The following is a 21,042-nucleotide window of genomic DNA, read 5'->3' on the forward strand; positions in this document are numbered from 1 at the left end:
CGCCCTTGCGGTGGCCGGAGCGTGCACACACCGTCACGCACTGGTGATTTCCGCAGTTCAGGCGGGTAGGGGTTGATGTCACGGCGATGGTTCGGAACACTGGACACCCGTGGCGGTGGGTTACCGGGGCGGGGTTGAGGTTCTCTTAAGGTTCGGTGATTTGAGGTTCCATTAAGGTTGCCGGGTGATCGTCGGAAGCGACGATTTTCCCCAGCGCCCGGCTCAATTCCGACCTGCCGGTGATGCCCAGTTTCCGGTAACAAAGCGTGAGTTGCTTCTCCACCGCGCGACGGGTGACCGAGAGCTCGGCGGCGATTTCGTGATTGGCGCGCCCGGTGGCGGCCAGTTCGGCTATCCGGCGCTGCACGTCGGTGAGGCTGGCCGGCGCGCGGTCGCCGAGTCGGGCCCTGGCCCGGTCGGCGAGCCACGGCGTGCCGCTGTCCTCGGCGATCAGCAGGCCCTGCCGCAGGTGTTCGCTCGCCTCCGGCCGGCCGTCGGCGTGCAGCCGGGTCCCCAGTTCCACCAGTGCCTTGCCCAGTTCCAGCCGGTTCGCCGAGAACTCCAATGTGGACACCGCGGCCCGGAGGACGGCCACGTCGCCGGTGAGCGCGCCCTTGATGCGCTGCGCCCGGCCGATCCCCTCGGCCGCGCCCCACCGTTCGGCGGCTTCGAGTTCCTCCTCGATCAGCCGCACCGCCTCGGCGGTGAAACCCAGCCTGTGGTGCAGCGCGGCGGCCAGGCTGCGCCACGCGAACAGCACCGGGTTGAGCCAGCCGGCACGGGCCAGCCGCCGGCCGCAGTCCTCGAACTCCTCCAGCGCGGCCCGCGGGTTCGACCGCGCCACCAGCGTCGCCTGCACCATCTGCCGGGTGATCCGGTGCGCCAGCCCGGCGTGCGTCGGCCGGTTCGGCGTGCCCGCCCGGATCCGCCGGGCCAGGCCAGGGTCGCTCGTCTCGGCCGCGACCCACAGCAGGCTCAGCCCGAACATCTCGTACGACTCGTAGAACCGGCCGGCCACCAGGTCACACGCCTGGGTCGCCGTGGCCAGCGCCTGCTTGTGCCGGCCGGACCGCATCAGCACGAACGCCTGCTCGCTGAGCACCGACGCCAGGTCGATCCGGGAGTCGCGGCGGGTGGCCTCGGCCAGGGCCGCGTCCAGCCAGTCCGCGACACTCGCGTCGCCCGCCGCCACGGCACTCACCACCACCAGCGGCATCGACCCGTAGACATGCGACGGGGTCGCGGGTTCCCTTGCCATCAAACGGTTCGTGACCCGCCCGATCTCGTGCGACGGCACCTGCCCGCTGAGTGTCGCCAGGTACAGCAGGACACCCACGAGCTCGCGTTCCGCCCAGGTGTCCAGCGGCGGCTCAGGTCCCAACGCGCGCAGCCGGTACACGGCCGCGTTGAGGGCCGACTGCTGTTCCCGGACGGCGAACCGGGACCGGGCCTCCAGCCGCAGGCACAGCTCCCGGTCCCGGCCGGTGAGCGTGGCCGGGTCGCCGAGTTCGTCGGCGACCCGGGTGGCCAGCTGGCCGGTGACCGGGTCGAAGATCATCGTGGGCAGGCGGGACACGGCGGCCGCCCGGTCCCGCGCGGTCGGCAGCACACCCACCGCCTGGCCGATGTGCTGCACCGCGGCCGCCGGGTTGGTCGAGCGTTCCACCGTGGCCAGCTCGACCAGCAGCCTGGCCCGGCGCGCGTCGTCCGGACCGCAGTTGAGCAACGTCCGCCGCAAATACCGTTGTGCGGCAGCGGGATCGTCGCGTCGCATGGCGCCGTCCACCCCGCCCAACAACACCTCGGCCGTCCATTCCGGCTGGGGCGTGGTCACCGCGAGCAGTTCCCTCGCCGCCTGTTCGGCCGGATATCCCGCGGTGTACAGGCATTCCGCCGCACGCAGATGGATCTGCTCGGTCTCGGTGAGCGTCATCGACCCGTCGAACGCGTCGCGCAGACAGTCCCGCAGGAACCCGGTCTCGTCCGGTAACAGACCCAACGACCGCAGGCTCTGCACCCCGTCGCACTGGTCGATCAGGGTGTGGTCCATCCGGCTGCCGAGCGACGCGATCGTACGGGCCAGGTTCCGGATGTCCTCGGGCTGCCCGGCCAGCGCGGCCGCCATCCGTTCCAGCAGCGACGGCGGCCGGGACGACCACACCGCCGCCGCGTGCGCGTTGTCCGGGCGGCCGCCCCGCGCGAGCACGTCCCGGAGCACCGACATCAGCACCAACGGGTTGCCACCGCTGGCTTTGTGACACGCGGCGGCGAACTCGTCGGCGGCGGGCTCGCCGAACTGCGCGCGCACGATCGTCGCGGTGGCAGCCGCCGACAACGGGGCCGGCTTGAGCACGCGGTCGGCGGCGAACGCGATCTCCCGCACGAGCGGCCGTGCCGCGCCCGCATCACCGGTCAGCACCGCTACCACCAGCAGCACCGATCTCCGGGACAGGTCCGTGGTCAGTCCGCGCAGCCAGGCGAGCGACTGCTGGTCGGCCCATTGCAGGTCGTCCACCACGATCACGACCGGACGGTCCCGGCAGATCCTGGCGAGCAACGCGGTCAGGCCGTGCGCCGCAGCGTGCCGCCTGGTGGACAGCGGATCGTCGCCCAGCGCCAGGCCGGCGAACCCGGCCGTGCCGGCCAGCCACCGGTCCCGTACGTCCGGCGGCGTGGCCAGCAGGATCGGTTCGAAGAGCTGACGGGCCACACCGAACTCGAAATCCTGCTCAAGACGCGCCGCGCTGGCCCGCAGCACGTGTTTGCCCTCGGCCGCCGGCAGGTGCGGAATCTCGTTGAGCACCGCGGATTTGCCCGTGCCGAGCGGCCCGCGGACCAGGACCACCGATCCCCGCCCGGTGTCGCCCGGCTGAACCGCCGCCGCGAGGGCGGCCAGTTCACCACCGCGTTCAAGTAGCACGATCGCATTCCCCAGTGCTCTCGCCGAGCGCTGTGCGCAACTCGGCCCGCCCGGCGATGCCGAGCTTGCGGTAGATGTTGGTCAGATGCAGCTCGACCGTACGTTTGGCCAGCCGCAACCGGGCGGCGACGGCCGCGTTGGACAGCCCCTCGGCCGCCAGTCGCGCCACTTCCACCTGGACCGGCGACAGCGTGCTGTCGGTCCGCGGCACGCTCGCGAACTGCCGGGACAACTCGTTCAGCCGCGGCATCAGGTGATCCCAGCCGTGCTGTGACACCAGCCCGGTCGCCTCTCGCAACAACGCGCTCACGTCCGTGTGCTGACCAGCCGCGAGCCGCGCCGCGGCCAGTTCGATCACCGCGCGCGTGTGCAGCAACCGATGCGGCCCGTCCCGCAACGCCTGCGCGGCTTTGCCGAGCCGGGTGAGGCCGACCGCGTCACCGAACGCCAGCCCGCCGCACAGGTGCGCCAGACCGATCGGCCCCGGCACGCCCCAGGTGTACGCGAGCGCCGTCTCCTCCTCGATCAACCGGGCCGCTGTGTTCAGATGCCCGCACGCCTGGTGCGCGATCGCGGCGAACGACCGCCACGCCAGCAGGGCGGGATTGCGCCACTGGTCCGCGGCCAACCGGCGGCCACACTCGGTCAGCAGCAGGGCGGCGGCCGACGGCTGCCCGCCGGCCAGGGTGAGCAGGCCCCGGGCGAACAGCAGGTACGTCCAGCCGAGGCTGCCGACACTGGTGGCGGGCATCGGCGCGGCGGCCACCATCTCGGCGCGCTCCACCATGCCGCGCTCCAGGTCGATCAGGATCTCCACGGCCACCAGCCGCGGCAGCGTGCCGGCGTGCCACCGTTGCCTCGGCACCTCGGCCGTGGCCGCGTGCAGGTCGCGGGTGGCCTCGTCGAGCAGGCCGCGGTGCAGCATCAGCTCGGCCCTGGTCGCCAACGCCAGTCCCACCGCCGGCCGGGCCCGGCGGCGCCGTGCCCCGGCCACCACCTCGTCCAGCCGGGCCGTCGCCTCCTCCGCCTCACCGGCCAGGAACAGTGCCTTGACCGCGGCCACGCGTGGCGCGAACGGCCAGCCGTCGGTGTTGCCCGCCAACGCCTTCCGGGCCAACGCCCGGCACCTGGCCAGGTGCCGGCCGCGCGCGGCGACCCGCCACGCGGCCACACCAGCCTGCGCGGGGTCGTCCGGCAACTCGGGGAGTTCCGGCAGCACGGGCAGAACCAGTTCACTGGCGCCGTGCCGGGCGTCCTCGGCCACGGCGGACAGCGCGAGCACCGAATCCCGTTCCGCAGCGCCGATCCCGGGCCGCCGTGCCGCGGCGGCGATCGCGCGGTCGACCAACGTGGTGTCGCCACGGCACACCAGCAGGTCGGCGGCGGTGATCCGGTACGCGCCGAGATCAGCGCCGTCCGTCTCGCGCAGCAACCGGTCCAGCCGCCGGTCGCCGGCCTCGGGGTTGGTCAACAGCTCGACCGTGCTCAGCTCCAGCAGGACCGCGGCCCGGACCGGCGCGGACATCGGCTCACGCAGCGCCCGGGTGAGCAGGTCGGCGGCGAGCGCGTCCAGACCGGCCTCCTGGGCCCGGCCGGCCGCGACCCGCAGCGCCTCGATCGCCCACGGCCGGCCGATCGGCGGCGCGGCCAACAGCATCCGGCCCACGGTCTCGTCGGGAAAACCCATGTCGTGCGCGATCTCCACGGCCTCACCGAACAGTGCCGCCCGGCCATGGAGGTCCATTGTGGACATCACGGGCCCGCGCGCGGACGGCTCGACGGCGGTGCCGGCGACCAACCCGGTGCCGGCGAGCGCGGCGAAGATGTCGATGGCGGCGGCCCGGGACACGCGGGCCAGCCGGCACACCCCGGTGAACGGCAGGTCCTCGCCACCGGCGACGCTCGCGCGCAGCACCGAGATCCACGTGTCCGGCAGGTCGCCGACGATCCGGTCCAGATGCTCGGCCCGCACCTCCGCCGCCGCCGCACGGATCCGTTGCGCGTTGAGCCTGCCGTGCGCGCCACGCCCCAACGTCGCCCGCAGCACAGCGGGATTCCCGTCGACGGACTCCGTCACAGCCGCCACGACCTTCTCGCTGACGTCGGTGCCGCTGTGCGTGTGCACGATCCACCGAACACCGTTGGCGCTCAACGGACGTACCTGAAGGACGGTCGCGCCGAGCGAGTCCACGTCCAGCACGGCTGGCGCGGCCGTGTTCACGCTCACCGCCACCAGCACCGGCCGGTCCTGAAGCCGCCCGACAATGCCCGCCAGCCAGCACAGCGACTCCGGGTCGGCCCGGTGCAGGTCGTCGACGACGAGCACCAGGCCGCGGTCGCAGGCACCGGGCGTCAGGTCGCGCAGTCCGATGTGGGCGTCCGGCGGCGGCTGCTCGGGCGCGAGCGCGGCCAGCAGTTGGGCGGGCACGTCGAGCCGACGTTCGCCGGGCGCGCAGCGGGCCAGCCCGACCGGCAGCCCGACCTGTTCGGCCAGCCCAGCCGCCTCGGCCAGCAGGGCACTGCGGCCCACCCCGGGCGGCCCCTGCACGACCACGAATGCGGACCGGCCAGCGAGCACGTCCAACACGAGCTGGTCCAGGACGGCCAGTTCGGCGTCGCGTTCGATCAGCGTGTTCCCGGTGCCCGCGCCCAGCAGCCTGGTCTGCAGGCTCTCACTGGTCATCGGACCAGGGCGGATCGGTCTCGAGCGCGGTTTCGAGTACGGCCGCCAGCTCGTTGCGCCGGCTCACCCCCAGCTTGCGGTACACGTTGGTGAGGTGGAACTCCACGGTCCGCACGGTCACGAAGAGGCTGTCGGAGATCTCCCGGTTGCTCACGTCCCGCGCGGCCAGCTCGGCCACCTGCCGCTCGCTGCCGGTCAGCACGTCCACCCGGCTCGTCGCGTGCGGCATCCGGCCACCGGCTTCGACGAGCCGCGCCCGAGCCGGGACCGCGAGCGCGGTGTAGCCCGACCGGCCCGACAACAACGCGGCACGGCGTAAGTGTGCGCGCGCCTGCTTGTCGTCCACGTCGAGCAACGCGCAGCCGAGGAAGTACTCGGCCTGCATCTGGCAGATCTTCGCGGGGGACTGGTCCAGCAGCTCCATCGCCGACGACAGCAGGGCGATCCGCTCCGGACCCGTCGTCACGACACCCTTGGCAAGCAGGACCATGCCGCGGCTGCGGGCGGTGTCCCACAGCAGGCTGAGCCGCTCGCCGTGCTCGACGAACTCGGTCGCCTCGGCGAACCGGCCCGCCATGGCGAGCAGCATCGCGCCCGACAACCACCAGGGCGCGAACATCGGGTTGGTGACGCCGGCGTCCGCCAGGCTGCGCCCGCACGTCCTGAGCAGCTCGACCGCGGCCGGCAGGTCGCCGCGCTGGGTCAGCAGGGACGCCTTGACCACCAGATGGACGTGGTACTCCAGGAGCGCCTCCGGGCCGGGCTTGACATCGATGTCGGCGAGCGCCGCCTCCGCGCCGTCCACATCGGACTGCGCGTCCCTGGCGAGGGCCAGCACCAGCCGGGCCAGGGTGGCGTCCAGGGACCAGGGCTGGCGCGCGGCGACGTCGATCGCGGCCCGCGCGTCGGCCACCGCCTGGTCGATCTCGGCCAGGTCCAGCCACACCATGCCCCGGACGCTGAGCGCGAGCACCTCCGTCCAGGCGTCGTTGCGCCGCCGCGACTCCACGGTGGCGCGGTTCAGCCCGTCCAACGCGGCGTCGGAGTCGTCGACCATGAACAGCACCCGCGACGCCGTCACCGCCGACCACCCACCGGGCAGGTGCTCGTCGCGGGACAACGCCCGCCGCGCGTCCTCGGCGGCCTCCGCGGGCTTGCCCGTGAGCGCGGTGACCAGGGCACGCACCGCCAGGACATGCTGCTCCGCGGGGGTTCCGGCGCCTGGCGGGGGCGCGGTGGCCAGCCGCAGCCGCAACGTCCTGATCGCGGACGTCTCGTTCGAACCGGTGATGGCCACCACGGATTCCAGCGTGGTGCGCAGGTCGCAGTCGGCCAGGTCGGGATTGTCGCCCACTTCGGCCGTGAGCGCGGCGAGGGCGCGGTCGAGCACCCGGACCGTGGTCGTCCTCGGCCGGACCACCAGGGACGCCCACCCGATCTGCGCGGCGATCCGGGCCGTCGTGCGGACGTCCGTCGCCCGCGGCATGACGTCCTCCAGATGCGCCAAGGCGGCCACCGGATCCGTGGTGACCAGGGCGTTGGCCAGATCCAGCTGCACGTCGACGTCGTCCGGGCGCGCTTCGAGCAGCCGGGTGAGATAGCGGGCCGCGTCCGCGTTCGCGCCGTGGTGGGCGGCGGTGGCGGCGGCCTCGCGCAGCACGCGCCGGGTCCACGGTAGATCCAGAGCAGGCAGCCGCATGACCTGTTCGGCGACGTCGGTGACCGGGCGGGCCGCGTCGCTGAGCACCTGCGCCGCCCGCATCCGCAGCCGCGCCAGCTCGCCGTCCGGCAGCACGTCCAGGAACGACTCGGCCACCGGGTTCGCCCCCGAAACGGTGAGAACTCCCTTGTGACGCAACGTTCTCATCGCCACCTCGACCAGCCGGGGCGGCACCTGCGCGAGCAGCGCGACCCGTTCGGTGTGCGTGTCGTGCAGGATCGCGATCGCCCTGGCCACGCGGTGGACATAGCCCGGCAGGCCGGTCAGGGAGGCGTCCGCGGCCGGCCCGCCCGGCGCGGCCACCTGCGCGGCGTCGTCCGCGCCCGGCCGCGACCCGTTCGCGACCAGCGGCGCGAGCAGTCCGTCGAGCAGCGCCGGGTTTCCGCCACACACCTCGGCACAGCGCCGGGTGAACGCCGGATCCGGCGGCTCGCCGAACTTCTCCGCGATGATCTCGGCGATCGCCGGCTCGGGCAGCGGCTCCAGGTACAGCGTGCCGGCCAGCCGGTTGGCGACGATCTCGGTGAGCGCCCCGCCGGCCCGCACCGGCTGGTCGCCGACCTGGGCCAGCAGCACGAAAAGCGGCTGGCCGGCGGCCCGGCGCAGCAGGAAGTCCAGCCACCGCAAGGACAACTCGTCGCAGTGGTGCACGTCGTCGAGCACGAGCACGAGCGGCCCCTGGGTGAGCAGGACGGCGACCGGCCGGTAAAGGGCGGACAACGCCGAGAACGTGGCCTCGGTGCCGGGCGGTAAGCACACGTCCGGTGACGTTTCCGCCGCGGTCAGCAATTCCCGGACAGCCGAGTGACCGGCCGGCCGGCACCAGGCCCGCAACACCCGGGCACCGGGATACGTCGTGGCGTCGAGCAATGTGGTCTTGCCGATTCCAGCCGGACCGCGAACAAGCAGTACTTGTACGGTTCCCGCGCTCGCCTCCGTGTAAAAGGCGCGCACGCGGGCCAATTCGTCCGACCTTCCGGCCAATCTCGTGCGAAGTACGCCGACCGGCACGCTGATCCCCTTCCCCCAGAAGAAGTGGTCACCCGCCGCGGCCTCCGCAAACGCCCCCATGCTGTCCACGGTGGACCGACGTCGATGGGCGAACTATACCGTCGTTCCCCCCGGAAGTGGATCACCTCGCGAAACATGTCTGTCACGGAGGGTGACATCAAACTGTGTGTGGTCGCGACCTTCGCCAATCCTTCGGCACAATACTCCGATCGGGTCACATCGATGGTGGGAAAAGGCGCACTGCAGTTACCTGCAACAAGCGAAAAATATTCGTCAATGGCGCGGAATGGTTACCCCACAGCGGTGACCAGGGTCCGTGTCGTGCGCGACTGAACCAACGGTCCCTGCCGCACCGCGAACCGGATCAAATCGGCGATCGCGGACACGTCGGCGCCGGAAACGCTCGGGCCGGTCGGCAGCGCGAGCACCTGCCCGGCCAAGCGCTCGGTCATCGGCAGCGACACAGGCGACTCGGTCACGTACGGCTCCAACTGGTGGCATCCCGGCGAGAAATAGCACTGCGCCATGACGTTCTCGGCCACCAGCAGGTCCAGCAGCGCATCACGGTGCAGGCCGGTCACCGCCGCGTCCACCTTGACGACCAGGTACTGGTGGTTGTTCCGGTGGCGCTCGTCGTACCGGTGCACCTCGATCCCCGGTATGTCGGCCAGTGCGGCGCGGTACATGTCGTACCGGACACGGTTCTGCGCCACCGACTCCGGCAGCGCCTCCAATGACGTCAACCCCATCGCGGCCGACCCCTCGGTCATCTTGGCGTTCGTGCCGACCGATCCGATGCCGCCGTCCGCGCGGCGGCCGAAGTTGTGCGCGGCCCGCACCCGCTCGGCGAAGTCGTCGTCGTCGGTCACTACCGCGCCGCCTTCGAAGGCGTTCACCACCTTGGTGGCGTGGAAGCTGAACACCTCCGCCTGGCCGAACCCGCCGATCGGCCGGTCGCCGAACGTGCACCCGACACCCTGGGCGGCGTCGAAGAACAGCGCCAGGCCACGGCGTCGCGCGATCTCCGCCAGACGCGGGACGTCACACGCCTGACCCCACAGGTGCACGCCGATGATCGCGCTCGTACGGGCCGTGACCAACGCCTCGACCTGGTCCGGGTCGATACAGCCGGTCACCGGGTCGATGTCGCAGAACACCGGACGCAGCCCCGGGTACCGCATCGAGTGCGGCGTGGCCACGTACGTCATCGCCGGCATGATCACCTCGCCGGTCAGCCCCGCGGCCTGCACCAGCAGACTCAGCGCGATGGTGGCGTTGCAGGTCGCGACGCAGTGCCGCACCCCGGCGACCTCGGCCACCTGCTGCTCGAACTCGCGCACCAACGGCCCGCAGTGCGTCAGCCAGCCACTGTCCAGGGCGCCGTCCAGCCGCTTGTACAGCCGCGCCCGGTCACCGGTGTTGGGCCGGCCCACCACCATCGGCTGGGCGAAAGCCGGCGGCCCTCCGAACCACGCCAGGTCGTCCACCGTCCGCTTCATGGCCGAGATAGTGCCGCGCCCCGCCAGCCCCGCCGCCCCCTAACACAGCGGTTCTGGTGAATTCACGAGATCACTCGGCCTTCTCGCCGCGGTTGAGCACGCCGGCCTCGAACGCGGCGGCGACCGCGGCGGCCCGGTCGTTCACGCCGAGTTTGCCGTACAGGTGGATCAGATGGGTTTTGACCGTGGCCTCACTGATGTACAGCTTCGCCGCGATCTCCCGGTTGCTGTTGCCCCGCGCGATGTGGCGCAGCACGTCCAGTTCGCGTTGGCTCAACGGCTCCCTGATCGGCGACCGCACCCGACCGAGCACCTTGGTGGCGACCGATGGCGACAACACGGCCTCGCCCTTGGCCGCCGAGCGCACCGCGCGGAACAGCTCCTCCCGAGGCGCGTCCTTGAGCAGGTATCCGGTCGCGCCGGCCTCGATCGCGGGCAGCACGTAGCTGTCGCTGTCGTACGTGGTCAGCACCAGGATCTGGCACGGCACAGCCAGTTCGCGCAGCTTGCGGATGGCGGCGAGGCCGTCCATCTCCGGCATCCGCAGGTCCATCAGGATCACGTCCGGCCGCTCGGCCCGCGCCACCACGACCGCCTCGTTGCCGTTGCCCGCCTCGCCGGCCAGCTCGAACCCGGGGTCGGTGGTGAACATGCCGCGCAACCCGTCCCGCACCACCGGGTGGTCGTCGACGATCAGCACGCGGATCGGGTCAGCCATGGATGTCTCCCGGGGGGATGGCCGGAACACCGGCGGACAGCACGGTACCCGCGCCCGGCTCGGACTCGATCTCGAGCGTACCCAGCACCCGTTCCAGCCGTTGCCGCATGCCGGCCAGCCCGAACCCGCTGTCCCGGTCGGCGACCCGCGTCGCGGACGGGTCGAACCCGGTGCCGTCGTCGCGCACGTCCAACGTCACCACGTCACCTATGTAGGAGAGGGTCAGGTTCACCCGCTCCGCGTCGGCGTGCTTCCCGACGTTCGACAACGCCTCCTGCGCGGTCCGCAGCAGGGTCACCTCGATGTCGGGATGCAACGCCGTGGCCGGGCCGACCGTGGTGAACTCGACGGGCACCTTGCTGAGCTCCGACCACTGCTCGACGACGTGCCCCAACGCCTCCGGCAACTGCGACCGCTCCAGCACCTCCGGCCGCATCGCGTGCACCGAACGTCGCGCGTCGGTCAGGCTCTCCCTGGCCAGCTGGGCCGCGGTGGTCACGTGCCGGCGCCACACCTCGGCCTGGTCGCCGGAGTGCTCGGCGGCCTGCAACTGGGTGACGATCCCGGCCAGCCCCTGCGCGATCGTGTCGTGGATCTCCTGGGCCATCCGCTGCCGTTCGTCCAGCACACCGGCTTCCCTGGCCTGCGCCACCAGCTGCGCGTGCAGCCCGGCGTTCTCGGCCATCATGGCCTCCAGCCGGGTGTTGGCGCTGGCCAGGTCCGCGATGATCTCGTTGCGTTTCTCGCTCTGCCTGCTGATGTACCAGCCGACGAACAGCAACGGGACCGCGAGGTTGATCGCGAGTACGTACGGCTCGGTGCGTTGGGTCTGCAGGGTCTGCGCCAACGTGGTCAGCAGCGCCATCGCGGCCACGCCCCAGATGATCAGCCGAGGGGGCAGCAGGCTGATCGCGTAGCCGTAGCCGAGCGCGCCGAACAACGTGAACGACGGGTGGAGCGCGACCAGCGCGGCGCTGATCACCAGCAGGCCGACGTAGAACACGAGCACGGCGACCCGGCGGCGGGGCCACTCCATCCACACCACGACCGGCCACACCAACCACGCCGCGGCCAGCGCCACCAGGCTGATCGTCCACACCGGATCCGGCCTGGGCTCGCTGGACGGCAGGAACGTGGCCAGCGCGGTCGACACCGCGAGCAGCACGTACGGCGCCCCGCCGTACAGGGCCTTGGGAACGCTCTCCTCCGAGGCGATCGCGTTCGTCGATGCCGGTGACGTCACCCGAGCATTGTGCCGCCGGGGCAGCCGGCCGGCATCACCTTGTCCGCGAACAGCGTGAGCGTGCGGGCCATGGTGTCCAGCGACTGGCCGCCGAAGTCGACGTTCCACAGGACGACGTCCGGGTCGAGCACGTCCCGGACCTCGTCCAGCCGGCCGCGCACGGTGTCCGGCGAGCCGACCATCGCCTTGGCCTCCAGGCCCTCGGCCGCGAGGTCGAACGACGCCAGCTGCCTGGCCATCGCGGTGTAGCCGGCGTACGCCGGGGACTCGACGTTCTCCCAGGACAGGATGGCCTTCTTGAACGCGGCGAACGACTTCAGCATCAGCGGCACGGCCACGTCCCGGGCCTCGTCGTCGGTGTCGGCGATCAGCAGCGGGATGCTGACCGCGACCTTCGGGCGCCGGCCGGCCGGGCCGTGCTTGGCCAGGAATGTGTTCCGATAAAGGTCGATACCCTCCCTTCGGCGGTGCATCTCGGTCAGTTGGGTGGAGCTGATCAGCAGGTTGAATCCGCGTTCCGCGGCCCAGACAAAACTGGCCGGAGTGGCCAGCGCGGCGATCCACACCGGCGGTGCCGGCTGTTGTACCGGCATCGGCAACGAGTTCGCCCCGGCATATCGGAAGAACGGGGTTTCTTCGGACACATCAGACTCGGTCCACAGCCGGACCACCGCGTCGATCGTGGCGACGAACCGTTCCCGGCTGCTGTCCAGATCGACGCCGAATGCTTCGAACTCGTACGGCAGAAATGCCCGCGCGAACCCCACATCCAGCCGGCCGCGGCTGAGAACGTCCAGTTGAGCGGCTTGGGCGGCGATCTGGACCGGGTGGTGGAAGGACGCCTGAATGCCCCCCGTCATCAGCCGGACGGACCGCGTGCGCGCGGCCACGGCGGACAGGAATGCGAGTGGACTTGGACAGTATCCACCATAGGAACTCAGATAGTGCTCGGTCATCTTCACATAGCCCAAACCCAAGGTCTCGGCGAGGACGCTCGCCTCGAGAACGTCCGAGAAATACCGGGACGCGCTGGCCGTGTCGGGATCACAGTCGGGCAGCAGGGAAAGGCCGTACTCCATCAGGGAACCTCCGGCGATCAGGTGCCAGTTGACAATTCACAAGGTCCCAGAAGGGGTGCTGACTGAGCAACCTGTGACGGTCGAACACGCGCAGTGACTAGGAAATCACCTAGTGTGCCGCGCCACAGGCCCGGCAAAGATGCCTGACGACAGGGCGCCTTGCGCGCCAATCCCTTATGTCCCTTTCACTTTCTCCGTCAAGTTGTGGTAGCGGCCCGCTTCCAGGTGTCGTTCACCAGCGTGGCGGCCGAGGCGTACAGGGCGGCGACCGCGGCGAGGACACCCAGCCAGCCGCCGACGTGCTGGATCTCGCGGGACGACGCGAACGAGGCGATGGTCAGGTCGGCGAACGTCAGTGCCAGCAGCAGGAACACGACGAAGGTGACCTTGCCGATCCGGGCCGCGGCCACCGCGAAGACCGCCGTGACGATGGCGAACACCAGCACGAACATCCCGGTCGCCGCGGCGGAGGCGTTCGTGGAGAAGAACTCGGTGTAGCCCGCGAACGCCAGCCAGAACGCGCCGTACGTGGCGAAGACCGTGACACCGAACGTGTTGCCGCGACGGAACTCCAGTATTCCGGCGAGGATCTGGGTCAGTCCGCCGTAGAACAGCCCGATCGGCACGACCGTGGCGACCAGCGCGCTCACGTCGAGCACGCCGGCGTTGACGAAGCTCAGCACCAGGAACGGTGCCGCGAAGCCGGCCAGGCCGAGCGGCCCGGGATCGGCGCTCGTGGCTGTGACAGCGGTGGTGGTGGCGTTTCGGGTCGCGGTGGTGGTCATGGCAGCCTCTCCGTCAGTTGTGTTTCGGTCACGTCGTGTTGGATGCGGCTCGCTGGGGAGAACACGCGGAGCAGCGGCCCGGACAGCACGGTGGTGAACACCGCCATCGCGACCATCAGCGAGTAGAGCCCGATGTCCAGCAGGCCGACCTGGAGCCCGATGGTGAGCAGGACCAGCTCGGTGAGACCTCGGGTGTTCATCAGGGTGGCGAGCGTGGCGGCCGACCGGGCGTCCAGCCGGCTCACCCGGGCGGCGGTGTAGACGCCGGCGAACTTGCCGCCCACGGCGACCAGGATGATCAGGCCGAGTTCGGTCAGGCCGGTCGCGCCGAGCCCGGCCAGGTTCACCTGGAAGCCGGCCACCACGAAGTACACCGGCAGCAGCAGGGTGGCCAGCGGCCCGATCCGGGTGCCGGCCTCGGTCCGCAGGTCGCGCGGGACCACGACGCCCAGCAGGAACGCGCCGAAGATGAAGTGCAGCCCCATCCATTCGGTCAGGCCGCCGGACAGGAGCACCCCGACCAGGATCACGGCGAGCCGTCGCGGCCCGGTCCCGTGCCGCAGCAGCCTGGGCACGACGGTCACCATGATCACGACATACGGCACGACGAGCACGAGCTGCCAGGTCCCGCCGGACGCGACGATCGCGGCCAGCAGGATCCAGGCGACGACATCGCCGACGGCGGCCGACGCCAGCGCGAGGCGGCCCACCCGCAGCCGGTCCATTCCCCGGTCGACCAGGATCCTGGCCAGCACCGGGAACGCCGTCACGGCCATCGCCGTTCCCATGAACAGCACGAACCGCACACCGGACACCGGGTGCGACTGACCCAACCAGAGCGCCAGCACCACGCCGAGACCGAACGGCACCAGCAGCGATCCCGCCGACACCAACACGACCACGCGGCCCTGCGCCAGGACAGCCCGCCGGTCGAGTTCCAGGCCGACCAGGAACATGAACAGCGCGACCCCGATGGTGGCCAACGCGCTGAGCATCGGTCGGACCTCGGTGGGGAACAACGTCGCGGCGATCCGCCCGTCGAACAGGGTCGGCCCGACGAGAACGCCCGCGACGATCTCGCCGATGACCGCGGGCTGGTCGAGCCGCCGGGCCAGCATGCCGAGGACCTGGCCGAAGGCGAGGATCAGCGCGAGGTCGAGCAGCAACACCATCGCGTTGTGGGAGTTCACCGCGCGCCCCTCGGTGGAGAAGTGGTCAGTCGGTCAACGCGGGCTGGGCGCCGGTCCGGCGGATCCGCAGCCGCGGTTGCAGTTCCAGGTAGAGCCCGCCGATCGCCTTCTGCGGCGAGGTGGGCATGGAGTTCATCGCCTCGTTGTGGCCGGCGGTGATGCCGCCCTGGGTGTCGATCCGGCGGGCCACCGCGTCCAGCGCGGCACTGCCGGCCCGGGAGTCGTCCAGGTCCTCGATCCCGGTCACGATGTGCAGGAACGACTCGTACAGGTTGAGCATGTGCCGTTCCCGGCGGGTGAGCTTGTCGGCCTCGAAGAACTGGGTCTGGCGGTTGTAGCTGTTGTAGAAGAACGACACCACCACCAGCAGCCGTTCGAACGCCTGCCGGTACGCCTTCGCGTAGAACGCGGTGGCCTCGTGCTCGGTCAGGTCGCCGTCGAACACCGCCGAGATGCTCGCCGCGGACAGCAACGCGCTGAACGTCGCCAGGTGCACGCCGGTGGACAGCAGTGGATCGAGGAAGCAGGCCGCGTCGCCGACCAGGACGTAACCGGGGCCGGTGAAGGTCTCCGCGGCATACGAGTAGTCCTGTTCCACCTTGAGGTCAGTGAGCCGCCGCGCGCCTTCGACCATGCCGGCCACCCGGGGAGCCTGGCGCAGGGCGTCGTGGTAGACGGCCTCGATGCCGCCCAGCCGGTCCCGTTCCGCCACGAAGATGCTGCGTTTGGCGACCAGGCCGATCGAGTGGGTGCCATCGTGCAGGGGGATCGCCCAGAACCAGCCGTACGGCACCGAACACACCGCGATCGCCCCCCGCGGCCCCACATCCAGCGGTGTGACGTCACGCCAGTACGACCACACCGCGATGTTCCGGAACGCTTCGAGGAACTGGCGGTTCTTGAGGTACTTCACCGACATCACGCCGCCGCGCCCGGACGCGTCGACGAGGAAGTCGAACCTGATCTCACCGCTGCCGTCGGCGGACGTCCACCTGGCCGCGACCGGTCGTTCGCCGTCGAACACGATCTCGGTGACCTTGACACCCTGGCGCACGTCGGCCCCGTTCTCGGCGGCCTGGTCGAGCAGCAGGTGGTCGAACTCCGAGCGGATCACCTGGTAGCTGTGCCGGCTGGCGCCGCTGAGGTGGTCGAAGTTGAGGTCCCAGTTCTCCGGGCCCCACTCGAAGTAGGCGCCGTCCTTGCGCACGAAACCGTGCCGCTCCACCGCTTCGCGGGCGCCGAGCAGGTCCAGGATGGGCAGGACGGACGGCAGGATGGACTCGCCGATGTGGTAACGCGGGAACGTCGCGCTCTCCAGGAGGACCACTCGCAGCCCTTGCCTGGCGAGCAGCCCGGCGGCCGTGGCGCCACCGGGGCCGCCGCCGATCACCAGGATCTGGGTCTGTTCGCTCACCGGTCGTTCCTCCTGTTCCTGGCGAACACGGCGACATGGCCGCGTCCTGTGATGGGGTCGGTGTCGCACAGCAGGATCGTGGAATGTTCGGCTTGCCAGGCACGCCAATGCGTCGCCAAGGCCAACCAGACACTCGTGCAGTACGAGCCCGGACCGACCCGGTGCACCTGGACGTCACCGAGCTCGCCGGTGTCCACCCACGGGCCCAGCACGACGAGTTCGCCGCCCGTGACCCGATCCCGGATCAACTCGGTGACGTCACCGCCCGAGACGACCTCCGCCAGTTGGGGTCCTGGGCCCTGCCCAAGGACGAGGGCAGCCGCCGAGTCCTTCAATGGCGTCTCGTCGACCAACGGCATGGCGGTCGGCAAGGTGGTCTGTTCCAGCGCGGTGATCACGGCCTCGGTGCACCTTCCCGCACGGTGAAAGGCCGCGGCGATCCGCAACGCGGTGAACGGCGCCGCCAGTCCCTGCTGGGCGATGCCGAAGCACTGGGTGTCGCAGTCGAGCCGGTTCGCCAGATAGGCCGCCACAGCGGTGAAAGGTGTGACGTCCGGCAGCGCGTGGGTCACGACGACCAGCTGTGGCCGGCTCTTCCGGACGTCATCGGCGTCCAGCAACCGGTCGATCAGGTCGGTGTGCGAGACCTGGGCGCCGCGCCGGAACAGGTCCTCGTCGACCTTCCGGCCGAACGGTTCGACCAGAGCCCGCTGAAAGTCCATAATGGACTCGCTCGGCGGGGTGCCCGGTCCGGGCGGGTCGAGCACCGCGCTCGCCGCCAGCAGCGTCAGCCCGGTCATCGCACGGTGTCCGTGCCGGCCGGCTGCCTGGACTCGACGAAGTCGGCGAACGACCGGACCGACCGGAGATCGTCGATGTCGAGTTCCTCCGCGTCGACCGTGATCCCAGTGGCCTCCTCGACGATCATCAGCAGCTCCAGCACCGAGGCGGACTCGAGCCCCAGGTCGTCGAACAGGCGCGTGTCCTCGCCGAGTTCGGGCAGGTCGCCAGCCAACACGTCACGCAGCGCGGACTCGATCGCGGCCACCACGGCCGACCGGCTGGTCACGTCGCCTCCCGGTAGGTGATCACCATGGCGCCGAAGGTCGCCCCCAGGCCGACGGACGCCAGCACGTACCGCTCGCCGTCGACGAGCAGCCCGGCCTCCCGCATCGTCGTGTAGTTGACGAACACGTCGGCCGTGTAGGTGTGGCTGAACCGGCTGATGTTGTCCAGGAAGAACTTCTCCGGCGGTGCGCCGAGCACCTTGATCGTCTGCCGCCAGGCGAGCATGTTCACGTTGTGCGGGAGCACCCGGGCGATCTCGTCGAACGTCAGTCCCGCCGCCAGGACCGCCTCCTTGATGATCGCGGCCAGACGTTCACCGTAGAGTTCGCCGAACTCGACGCTCCGGGCCGGCGACAAGGTCGACCACTCGGCGTACTCGCCGTACGTTCGGGTGACGAACGAGTGCACCACATCGCCGGCACCGTCGAGCGTGACCAGGCAGGCGGCCGCGGCGTCGGCCATGATCGCCGAGTTGGGGATCAGCTGGATCCCCGGAGCAAACGCTTGCTCGCCACACACCACCAGGGCGTAGCCGTCGCCGTCCGACCGCAGCAGCTCCGCGGCCACGTCGATCGCGCCGAGGCTGCTCACGCACGCCTGCTGGCTCAGCGCGAACGCGTCCGCGCCGGCCAGCCCCAGTTCGTCCCGGATCACCTGGGCCATCTCGATGTCCGGTGGGGTCAGCGTCTGGGTGGTGTGCGCGAAGACGACGTAGTCCACCCGGCGTCCGGCCGGCAACGCGGCCAGCGCCCGTAGGGCGGCCGGCTTCAGCAGGTCGAGCAGGCTGAGATCCGGGTCGAACCGGAGCCGGTCGAGACCGTAGAACTTGCGGAACACGCCCAACTCCGCCCGACGCAGCCCGAGCCGGTCCGCGAGGTCCTCGATGCGCACGCTGCGCTCGGGCAGGAACGACTCGACCCGTTCCAGCGTCGCGGCCTTCATCGCCGGCCCACCACCTCGGCCCGGATCAGCCACAGGCGGTTCGCGCTGCGCCGGTCCTTCGGCTGCACCTGGTAGGGCCAGCGCTGTTCACCGGCGCCGGGCTCGCCGGGCTGCTTCAGTTCGCGCACCTTCCAGCCGGTCCGGGCCAGGAACTCCTCCGGCTCGTCCGTACCGAACCGCCATGGCCTGCCGTCGGCGACCATCGCGTCCAGGAACGACCGCGAGAACGGGTTGCGCAGGATCGCGCCGCCCAGGATGTCCACTTCCAGCCGGCTGCCCGCCGCCGAGGCGTCGGCCAGCGTGGTGAACAACTCGGCGGCCTGCTCGTGGGTGAGGAAGAACGTGACGGCCTCGACGATCCACAGGGTCGGCCGGTCCGGGTCGAACCCCGCGCGAACCAGGTCGGGCAGCCACTGGGTGGTGAGGTCGGCCGCGACCGTCCGGCGTGGCACCTTGGGGCGCGCGCCGAGCAGGTCGAGCCGCCGCTGCTTCTCCTCGATGAGGGTGTCGTGGTCCACTTCGTACACCACCACACCGTCCGGCCAGTCCAGCCGGAACGCCCTGGTGTCCATGCCGGCGGCGAGCAGCACGACCTGTTCGATGCCGTCCCGCGGCCGCAGGCTCATGATGCCGTCGTCGAGGAACTTCGTGCGGATGCAGATGAACGGTTGCAGGCCGCCGTTGGCGTACTTCTCCAGCAGTTCGAACCCGTGCGGCACAGCCAGATCCCGGGCCAGCGGGTCGACGAACAACGCGTCCTGCCGTTCCGACTCGATGGCCCGCGCCGCCGCCATCCACTGTGCGGTGTAGGACACCGGTCGCAGCGCCGTCATGCCGCACCCCGGGTGAAGAACGCCTTGTCGATGGCGGAGATGGTCTGGAAGTCCGCCAGGTCGATGGTGTCGAAGTCGATCTCGGCCCCGCTGGCCCCCTCGATCACGTAGACCAGCTCGATGAAGGACAACGAGTCGACGAGCCGGCTCTCGATCAGGTTCACGTCCGGCCCGACGTCGTCGAGTTCCGGGTGCCGGCCGAGAATCCACTCCCGGACCTGGTCAACGCTTGACGTGGTCATGTGTTTCCCCTCTGTACCGCCGCGTGCGCGGCGTCGACGTCACCGTCGTGCTGGTCCACCAACACCGCGAGCCAGCGCTCCAGTCCAAAAGCGACACAGCTGGTGTACGCGTGCTCGCCGCTGTCGCGCAGCCGGATGTCACATCGTTCGCCGAAGAAGTTCCGATGGGTGTTCACCGAGGCGATGGCCAGGCCGTCGTGGTGGAACTCGTACTTGACCGGACTGAGCCGCTGCAGCAGGGCCCGCGAGTCGTCAGGAGTGAAGAACGGGTCGCTGGCGGCGACCATGTCCAACCGCAGGCCGGCCGCGGCGGCGAACTGCTCGATCCGTTCGGTGAACCTGGTGATCGTCCGCTGGGTGTGCGCGAACGTGCCCAGCGCGACGATCTCCCGCATCTGGAAACTGGCCAGCCGCCGCAGGCCGGTGTGCCGTTCCTCGTTGCGGAAGCAGCGGTTCACCAGGGTGACGAGGGTGTCCTGGTCGAGCAGTCCGCCCTCGTGGTACAGGTAGGCGCCGAAACACGTGGCGTGCGGCAGGCCGTACGCAGCCTCCCGCATGTCCGTCGGCGCGAAGCGGCCGTCGACCGGTTTGCCGGTCGCCTCGATCGGGCCGGCCACCAGGGCGAGCTGCGGGAAGTTCAGGTACACGTCGAACTTCTCCAGATCGGTCACCGGATACAACGGCGGGGCGCTGATCTCCGCCGCGCCCGCCTGGACCGCCCAGCCACGGAATGTCCGGTCGAGCTCACGGACGACAGCGGTCTCGCGCGGGTCGAGAATGGCGAGCGCCGGGCTGCCGTCCACGCCTGTCAGCCTGGTCATCGCAGGATTCCCGTGTTCCGCAGATACTTGATCGTCTTGCGGAACACCTGGTCCTCGGCCTCGACGCGAGCGGGCGAGGCGAGCAGCGTCTGGCGCAGGTCGTGCGGGTCCGCGATGCCGGCGTCCCGGTAGACCTGGGGATTGAACAACGACTCGAAGCTGTGCGTCAGGTACCGCTGGACGTACGTCGAGATGCCCGCCAGCTGCTCCTCGGTCGCGGTCCGCTGCACGTCGGCGAAGAGCAGTTCGACGAGTTCCCGCCCGAACGCGATGTGCCGGGACTCGTCCTGGTGGTGGATCCGGTTGATGGCGCGGATCGTCTCGTGCAGCCGGTCGTCCTTGGCCATCCGCGAGTTGTAGTGGTCGACCAGTTCCTCGAAGATCAGGATCCGGACGAACACGAGCAGGCTCGCCACGTCCGGCGTCGTCTCGGCGAGGGCGGGGACGCCGCCGCCCGGCTGCCGGTAGATCTTCCGCCCGTACCGCAGGCAGAACTCGGCGAAGAACCACATGTGCTCGTTCTCCTCACCGATGAAGTGGTGGAAGAACTCCGACGGCGTCTCGAAGCCGGCGGTGTGGATCCGCCGGACCACCTCGATGAGCAGTTCCCGGATGCCATGCACGTTGAGGCTGTAGAAGTTCACGCTCTCGTACCGCGACAACGTGAACAGCTGCTCCTGGCTGAACGTCCGGGCGGCGTCGCTGCCGTAGGTGGTGGTCAGCTCGGGACTCATCCACCAGATGTTCTCCGGCAGGCTGTCCGGCCAGTCGAACAGCCGGTACGGGTTGTAGTAGTCGTCGATGGACTTCGACGAGAGGCGGTCGAGAATGCCGCGGAACCGGTCATCGTGGTGGATGACATCGTCGATCATGC

At 70.3% G+C, this 21,042-nt stretch carries 17 protein-coding genes; all 17 read right to left on the reverse strand.

Annotated elements, in window-relative coordinates:
- Positions 1-145: 145 nt before the first annotated feature.
- A complete protein-coding gene (locus tag EV192_RS52130; protein ID WP_132126272.1) occupies positions 146-2,920 on the reverse strand; it encodes an AAA family ATPase in 2,775 nt (924 codons plus the stop codon).
- On the reverse strand, positions 2,910-5,603 hold the full coding sequence (locus EV192_RS52135; protein ID WP_132126273.1) for a helix-turn-helix transcriptional regulator: 2,694 nt from the start codon (positions 5,601-5,603) through the stop codon (positions 2,910-2,912). The genes EV192_RS52130 and EV192_RS52135 overlap by 11 nt, the downstream gene beginning before the upstream one ends.
- The gene (locus tag EV192_RS52140; RefSeq protein WP_132126274.1) at positions 5,593-8,394 is read right to left on the reverse strand and encodes an AAA family ATPase; all 2,802 of its coding nucleotides are present in this window, start codon (positions 8,392-8,394) and stop codon (positions 5,593-5,595) included. The genes EV192_RS52135 and EV192_RS52140 overlap by 11 nt, the downstream gene beginning before the upstream one ends.
- Before the next feature lie 230 nt (positions 8,395-8,624).
- Entirely contained in the window at positions 8,625-9,833 is a 1,209-nt protein-coding gene (locus tag EV192_RS52145) for a DegT/DnrJ/EryC1/StrS family aminotransferase (RefSeq protein ID WP_132126275.1), read from the reverse strand.
- A 70-nt stretch (positions 9,834-9,903) separates the two neighbouring features.
- On the reverse strand, positions 9,904-10,551 hold the full coding sequence (locus EV192_RS52150; protein ID WP_132126276.1) for a response regulator: 648 nt from the start codon (positions 10,549-10,551) through the stop codon (positions 9,904-9,906).
- Positions 10,544-11,794, reverse strand: a complete 1,251-nt coding sequence (locus EV192_RS52155) for a sensor histidine kinase (protein ID WP_243727630.1) — start codon at positions 11,792-11,794, stop codon at positions 10,544-10,546. Before EV192_RS52155 ends, EV192_RS52150 begins: the two co-directional genes overlap by 8 nt.
- Positions 11,791-12,873 (reverse strand): LLM class flavin-dependent oxidoreductase, encoded by a 1,083-nt coding sequence (locus EV192_RS52160; protein WP_132126277.1) that lies wholly within the window; start codon positions 12,871-12,873, stop codon positions 11,791-11,793. The genes EV192_RS52155 and EV192_RS52160 overlap by 4 nt, the downstream gene beginning before the upstream one ends.
- Positions 12,874-13,070: 197 nt before the next feature.
- Positions 13,071-13,658: an acetate uptake transporter gene (locus EV192_RS52165; RefSeq protein ID WP_132126278.1), complete on the reverse strand. Its 588-nt coding sequence runs from the start codon at positions 13,656-13,658 to the stop codon at positions 13,071-13,073.
- Positions 13,655-14,848 (reverse strand): cation:proton antiporter, encoded by a 1,194-nt coding sequence (locus EV192_RS52170; RefSeq protein ID WP_132126279.1) that lies wholly within the window; start codon positions 14,846-14,848, stop codon positions 13,655-13,657. The genes EV192_RS52165 and EV192_RS52170 overlap by 4 nt, the downstream gene beginning before the upstream one ends.
- 25 nt (positions 14,849-14,873) lie before the next feature.
- On the reverse strand, positions 14,874-16,262 hold the full coding sequence (locus tag EV192_RS52175) for an NAD(P)/FAD-dependent oxidoreductase (RefSeq protein ID WP_132126280.1): 1,389 nt from the start codon (positions 16,260-16,262) through the stop codon (positions 14,874-14,876).
- A complete protein-coding gene (locus EV192_RS52180) occupies positions 16,259-17,062 on the reverse strand; it encodes a beta-ketoacyl-[acyl-carrier-protein] synthase family protein (RefSeq protein WP_132126281.1) in 804 nt (267 codons plus the stop codon). Before EV192_RS52180 ends, EV192_RS52175 begins: the two co-directional genes overlap by 4 nt.
- The gene (locus EV192_RS52185) at positions 17,059-17,331 is read right to left on the reverse strand and encodes an acyl carrier protein (protein WP_132126282.1); all 273 of its coding nucleotides are present in this window, start codon (positions 17,329-17,331) and stop codon (positions 17,059-17,061) included. Before EV192_RS52185 ends, EV192_RS52180 begins: the two co-directional genes overlap by 4 nt.
- Entirely contained in the window at positions 17,328-18,272 is a 945-nt protein-coding gene (locus tag EV192_RS52190) for a 3-oxoacyl-[acyl-carrier-protein] synthase III C-terminal domain-containing protein (protein ID WP_132126283.1), read from the reverse strand. Before EV192_RS52190 ends, EV192_RS52185 begins: the two co-directional genes overlap by 4 nt.
- Complete coding sequence (locus EV192_RS52195) at positions 18,269-19,105, reverse strand: SAM-dependent methyltransferase (RefSeq protein ID WP_243727631.1); 837 nt, start codon at positions 19,103-19,105, stop codon at positions 18,269-18,271. The genes EV192_RS52190 and EV192_RS52195 overlap by 4 nt, the downstream gene beginning before the upstream one ends.
- The gene (locus tag EV192_RS52200) at positions 19,102-19,347 is read right to left on the reverse strand and encodes an acyl carrier protein (RefSeq protein ID WP_132126284.1); all 246 of its coding nucleotides are present in this window, start codon (positions 19,345-19,347) and stop codon (positions 19,102-19,104) included. The genes EV192_RS52195 and EV192_RS52200 overlap by 4 nt, the downstream gene beginning before the upstream one ends.
- Positions 19,344-20,168, reverse strand: coding sequence for a class-II aminoacyl-tRNA synthetase family protein (locus EV192_RS52205; RefSeq protein ID WP_132126285.1), 825 nt, complete (start codon positions 20,166-20,168; stop codon positions 19,344-19,346). The genes EV192_RS52200 and EV192_RS52205 overlap by 4 nt, the downstream gene beginning before the upstream one ends.
- The gene (locus tag EV192_RS52210; protein ID WP_132126286.1) at positions 20,165-21,040 is read right to left on the reverse strand and encodes a diiron oxygenase; all 876 of its coding nucleotides are present in this window, start codon (positions 21,038-21,040) and stop codon (positions 20,165-20,167) included. The genes EV192_RS52205 and EV192_RS52210 overlap by 4 nt, the downstream gene beginning before the upstream one ends.
- Positions 21,041-21,042: the final 2 nt, after the last annotated feature.

The organism is Actinocrispum wychmicini, assembly GCF_004345645.1.
Taxonomy (GTDB): Bacteria; Actinomycetota; Actinomycetes; order Mycobacteriales; family Pseudonocardiaceae; genus Kibdelosporangium; species Kibdelosporangium wychmicini.

Excerpts from the sequence above, each read along its gene's own strand:
- EV192_RS52195 (WP_243727631.1), bottom strand. The coding sequence starts at position 19,105 with ATGACGGCGCTGCGACCGGTGTCCTACACCGCACAGTGGATGGCGGCG.
- EV192_RS52150 (WP_132126276.1), bottom strand. The coding sequence starts at position 10,551 with ATGGCTGACCCGATCCGCGTGCTGATCGTCGACGACCACCCGGTGGTG.
- EV192_RS52190 (WP_132126283.1), bottom strand. The coding sequence starts at position 18,272 with ATGAAGGCCGCGACGCTGGAACGGGTCGAGTCGTTCCTGCCCGAGCGC.
- EV192_RS52160 (WP_132126277.1), bottom strand. The coding sequence starts at position 12,873 with ATGGAGTACGGCCTTTCCCTGCTGCCCGACTGTGATCCCGACACGGCC.
- EV192_RS52180 (WP_132126281.1), bottom strand. The coding sequence starts at position 17,062 with ATGACCGGGCTGACGCTGCTGGCGGCGAGCGCGGTGCTCGACCCGCCC.
- EV192_RS52210 (WP_132126286.1), bottom strand. The coding sequence starts at position 21,040 with ATGATCGACGATGTCATCCACCACGATGACCGGTTCCGCGGCATTCTC.
- EV192_RS52140 (WP_132126274.1), bottom strand. The coding sequence starts at position 8,394 with ATGGGGGCGTTTGCGGAGGCCGCGGCGGGTGACCACTTCTTCTGGGGG.
- EV192_RS52165 (WP_132126278.1), bottom strand. The coding sequence starts at position 13,658 with ATGACCACCACCGCGACCCGAAACGCCACCACCACCGCTGTCACAGCC.
- EV192_RS52135 (WP_132126273.1), bottom strand. The coding sequence starts at position 5,603 with ATGACCAGTGAGAGCCTGCAGACCAGGCTGCTGGGCGCGGGCACCGGG.
- EV192_RS52205 (WP_132126285.1), bottom strand. The coding sequence starts at position 20,168 with ATGACCAGGCTGACAGGCGTGGACGGCAGCCCGGCGCTCGCCATTCTC.
- EV192_RS52200 (WP_132126284.1), bottom strand. The coding sequence starts at position 19,347 with ATGACCACGTCAAGCGTTGACCAGGTCCGGGAGTGGATTCTCGGCCGG.
- EV192_RS52145 (WP_132126275.1), bottom strand. The coding sequence starts at position 9,833 with ATGAAGCGGACGGTGGACGACCTGGCGTGGTTCGGAGGGCCGCCGGCT.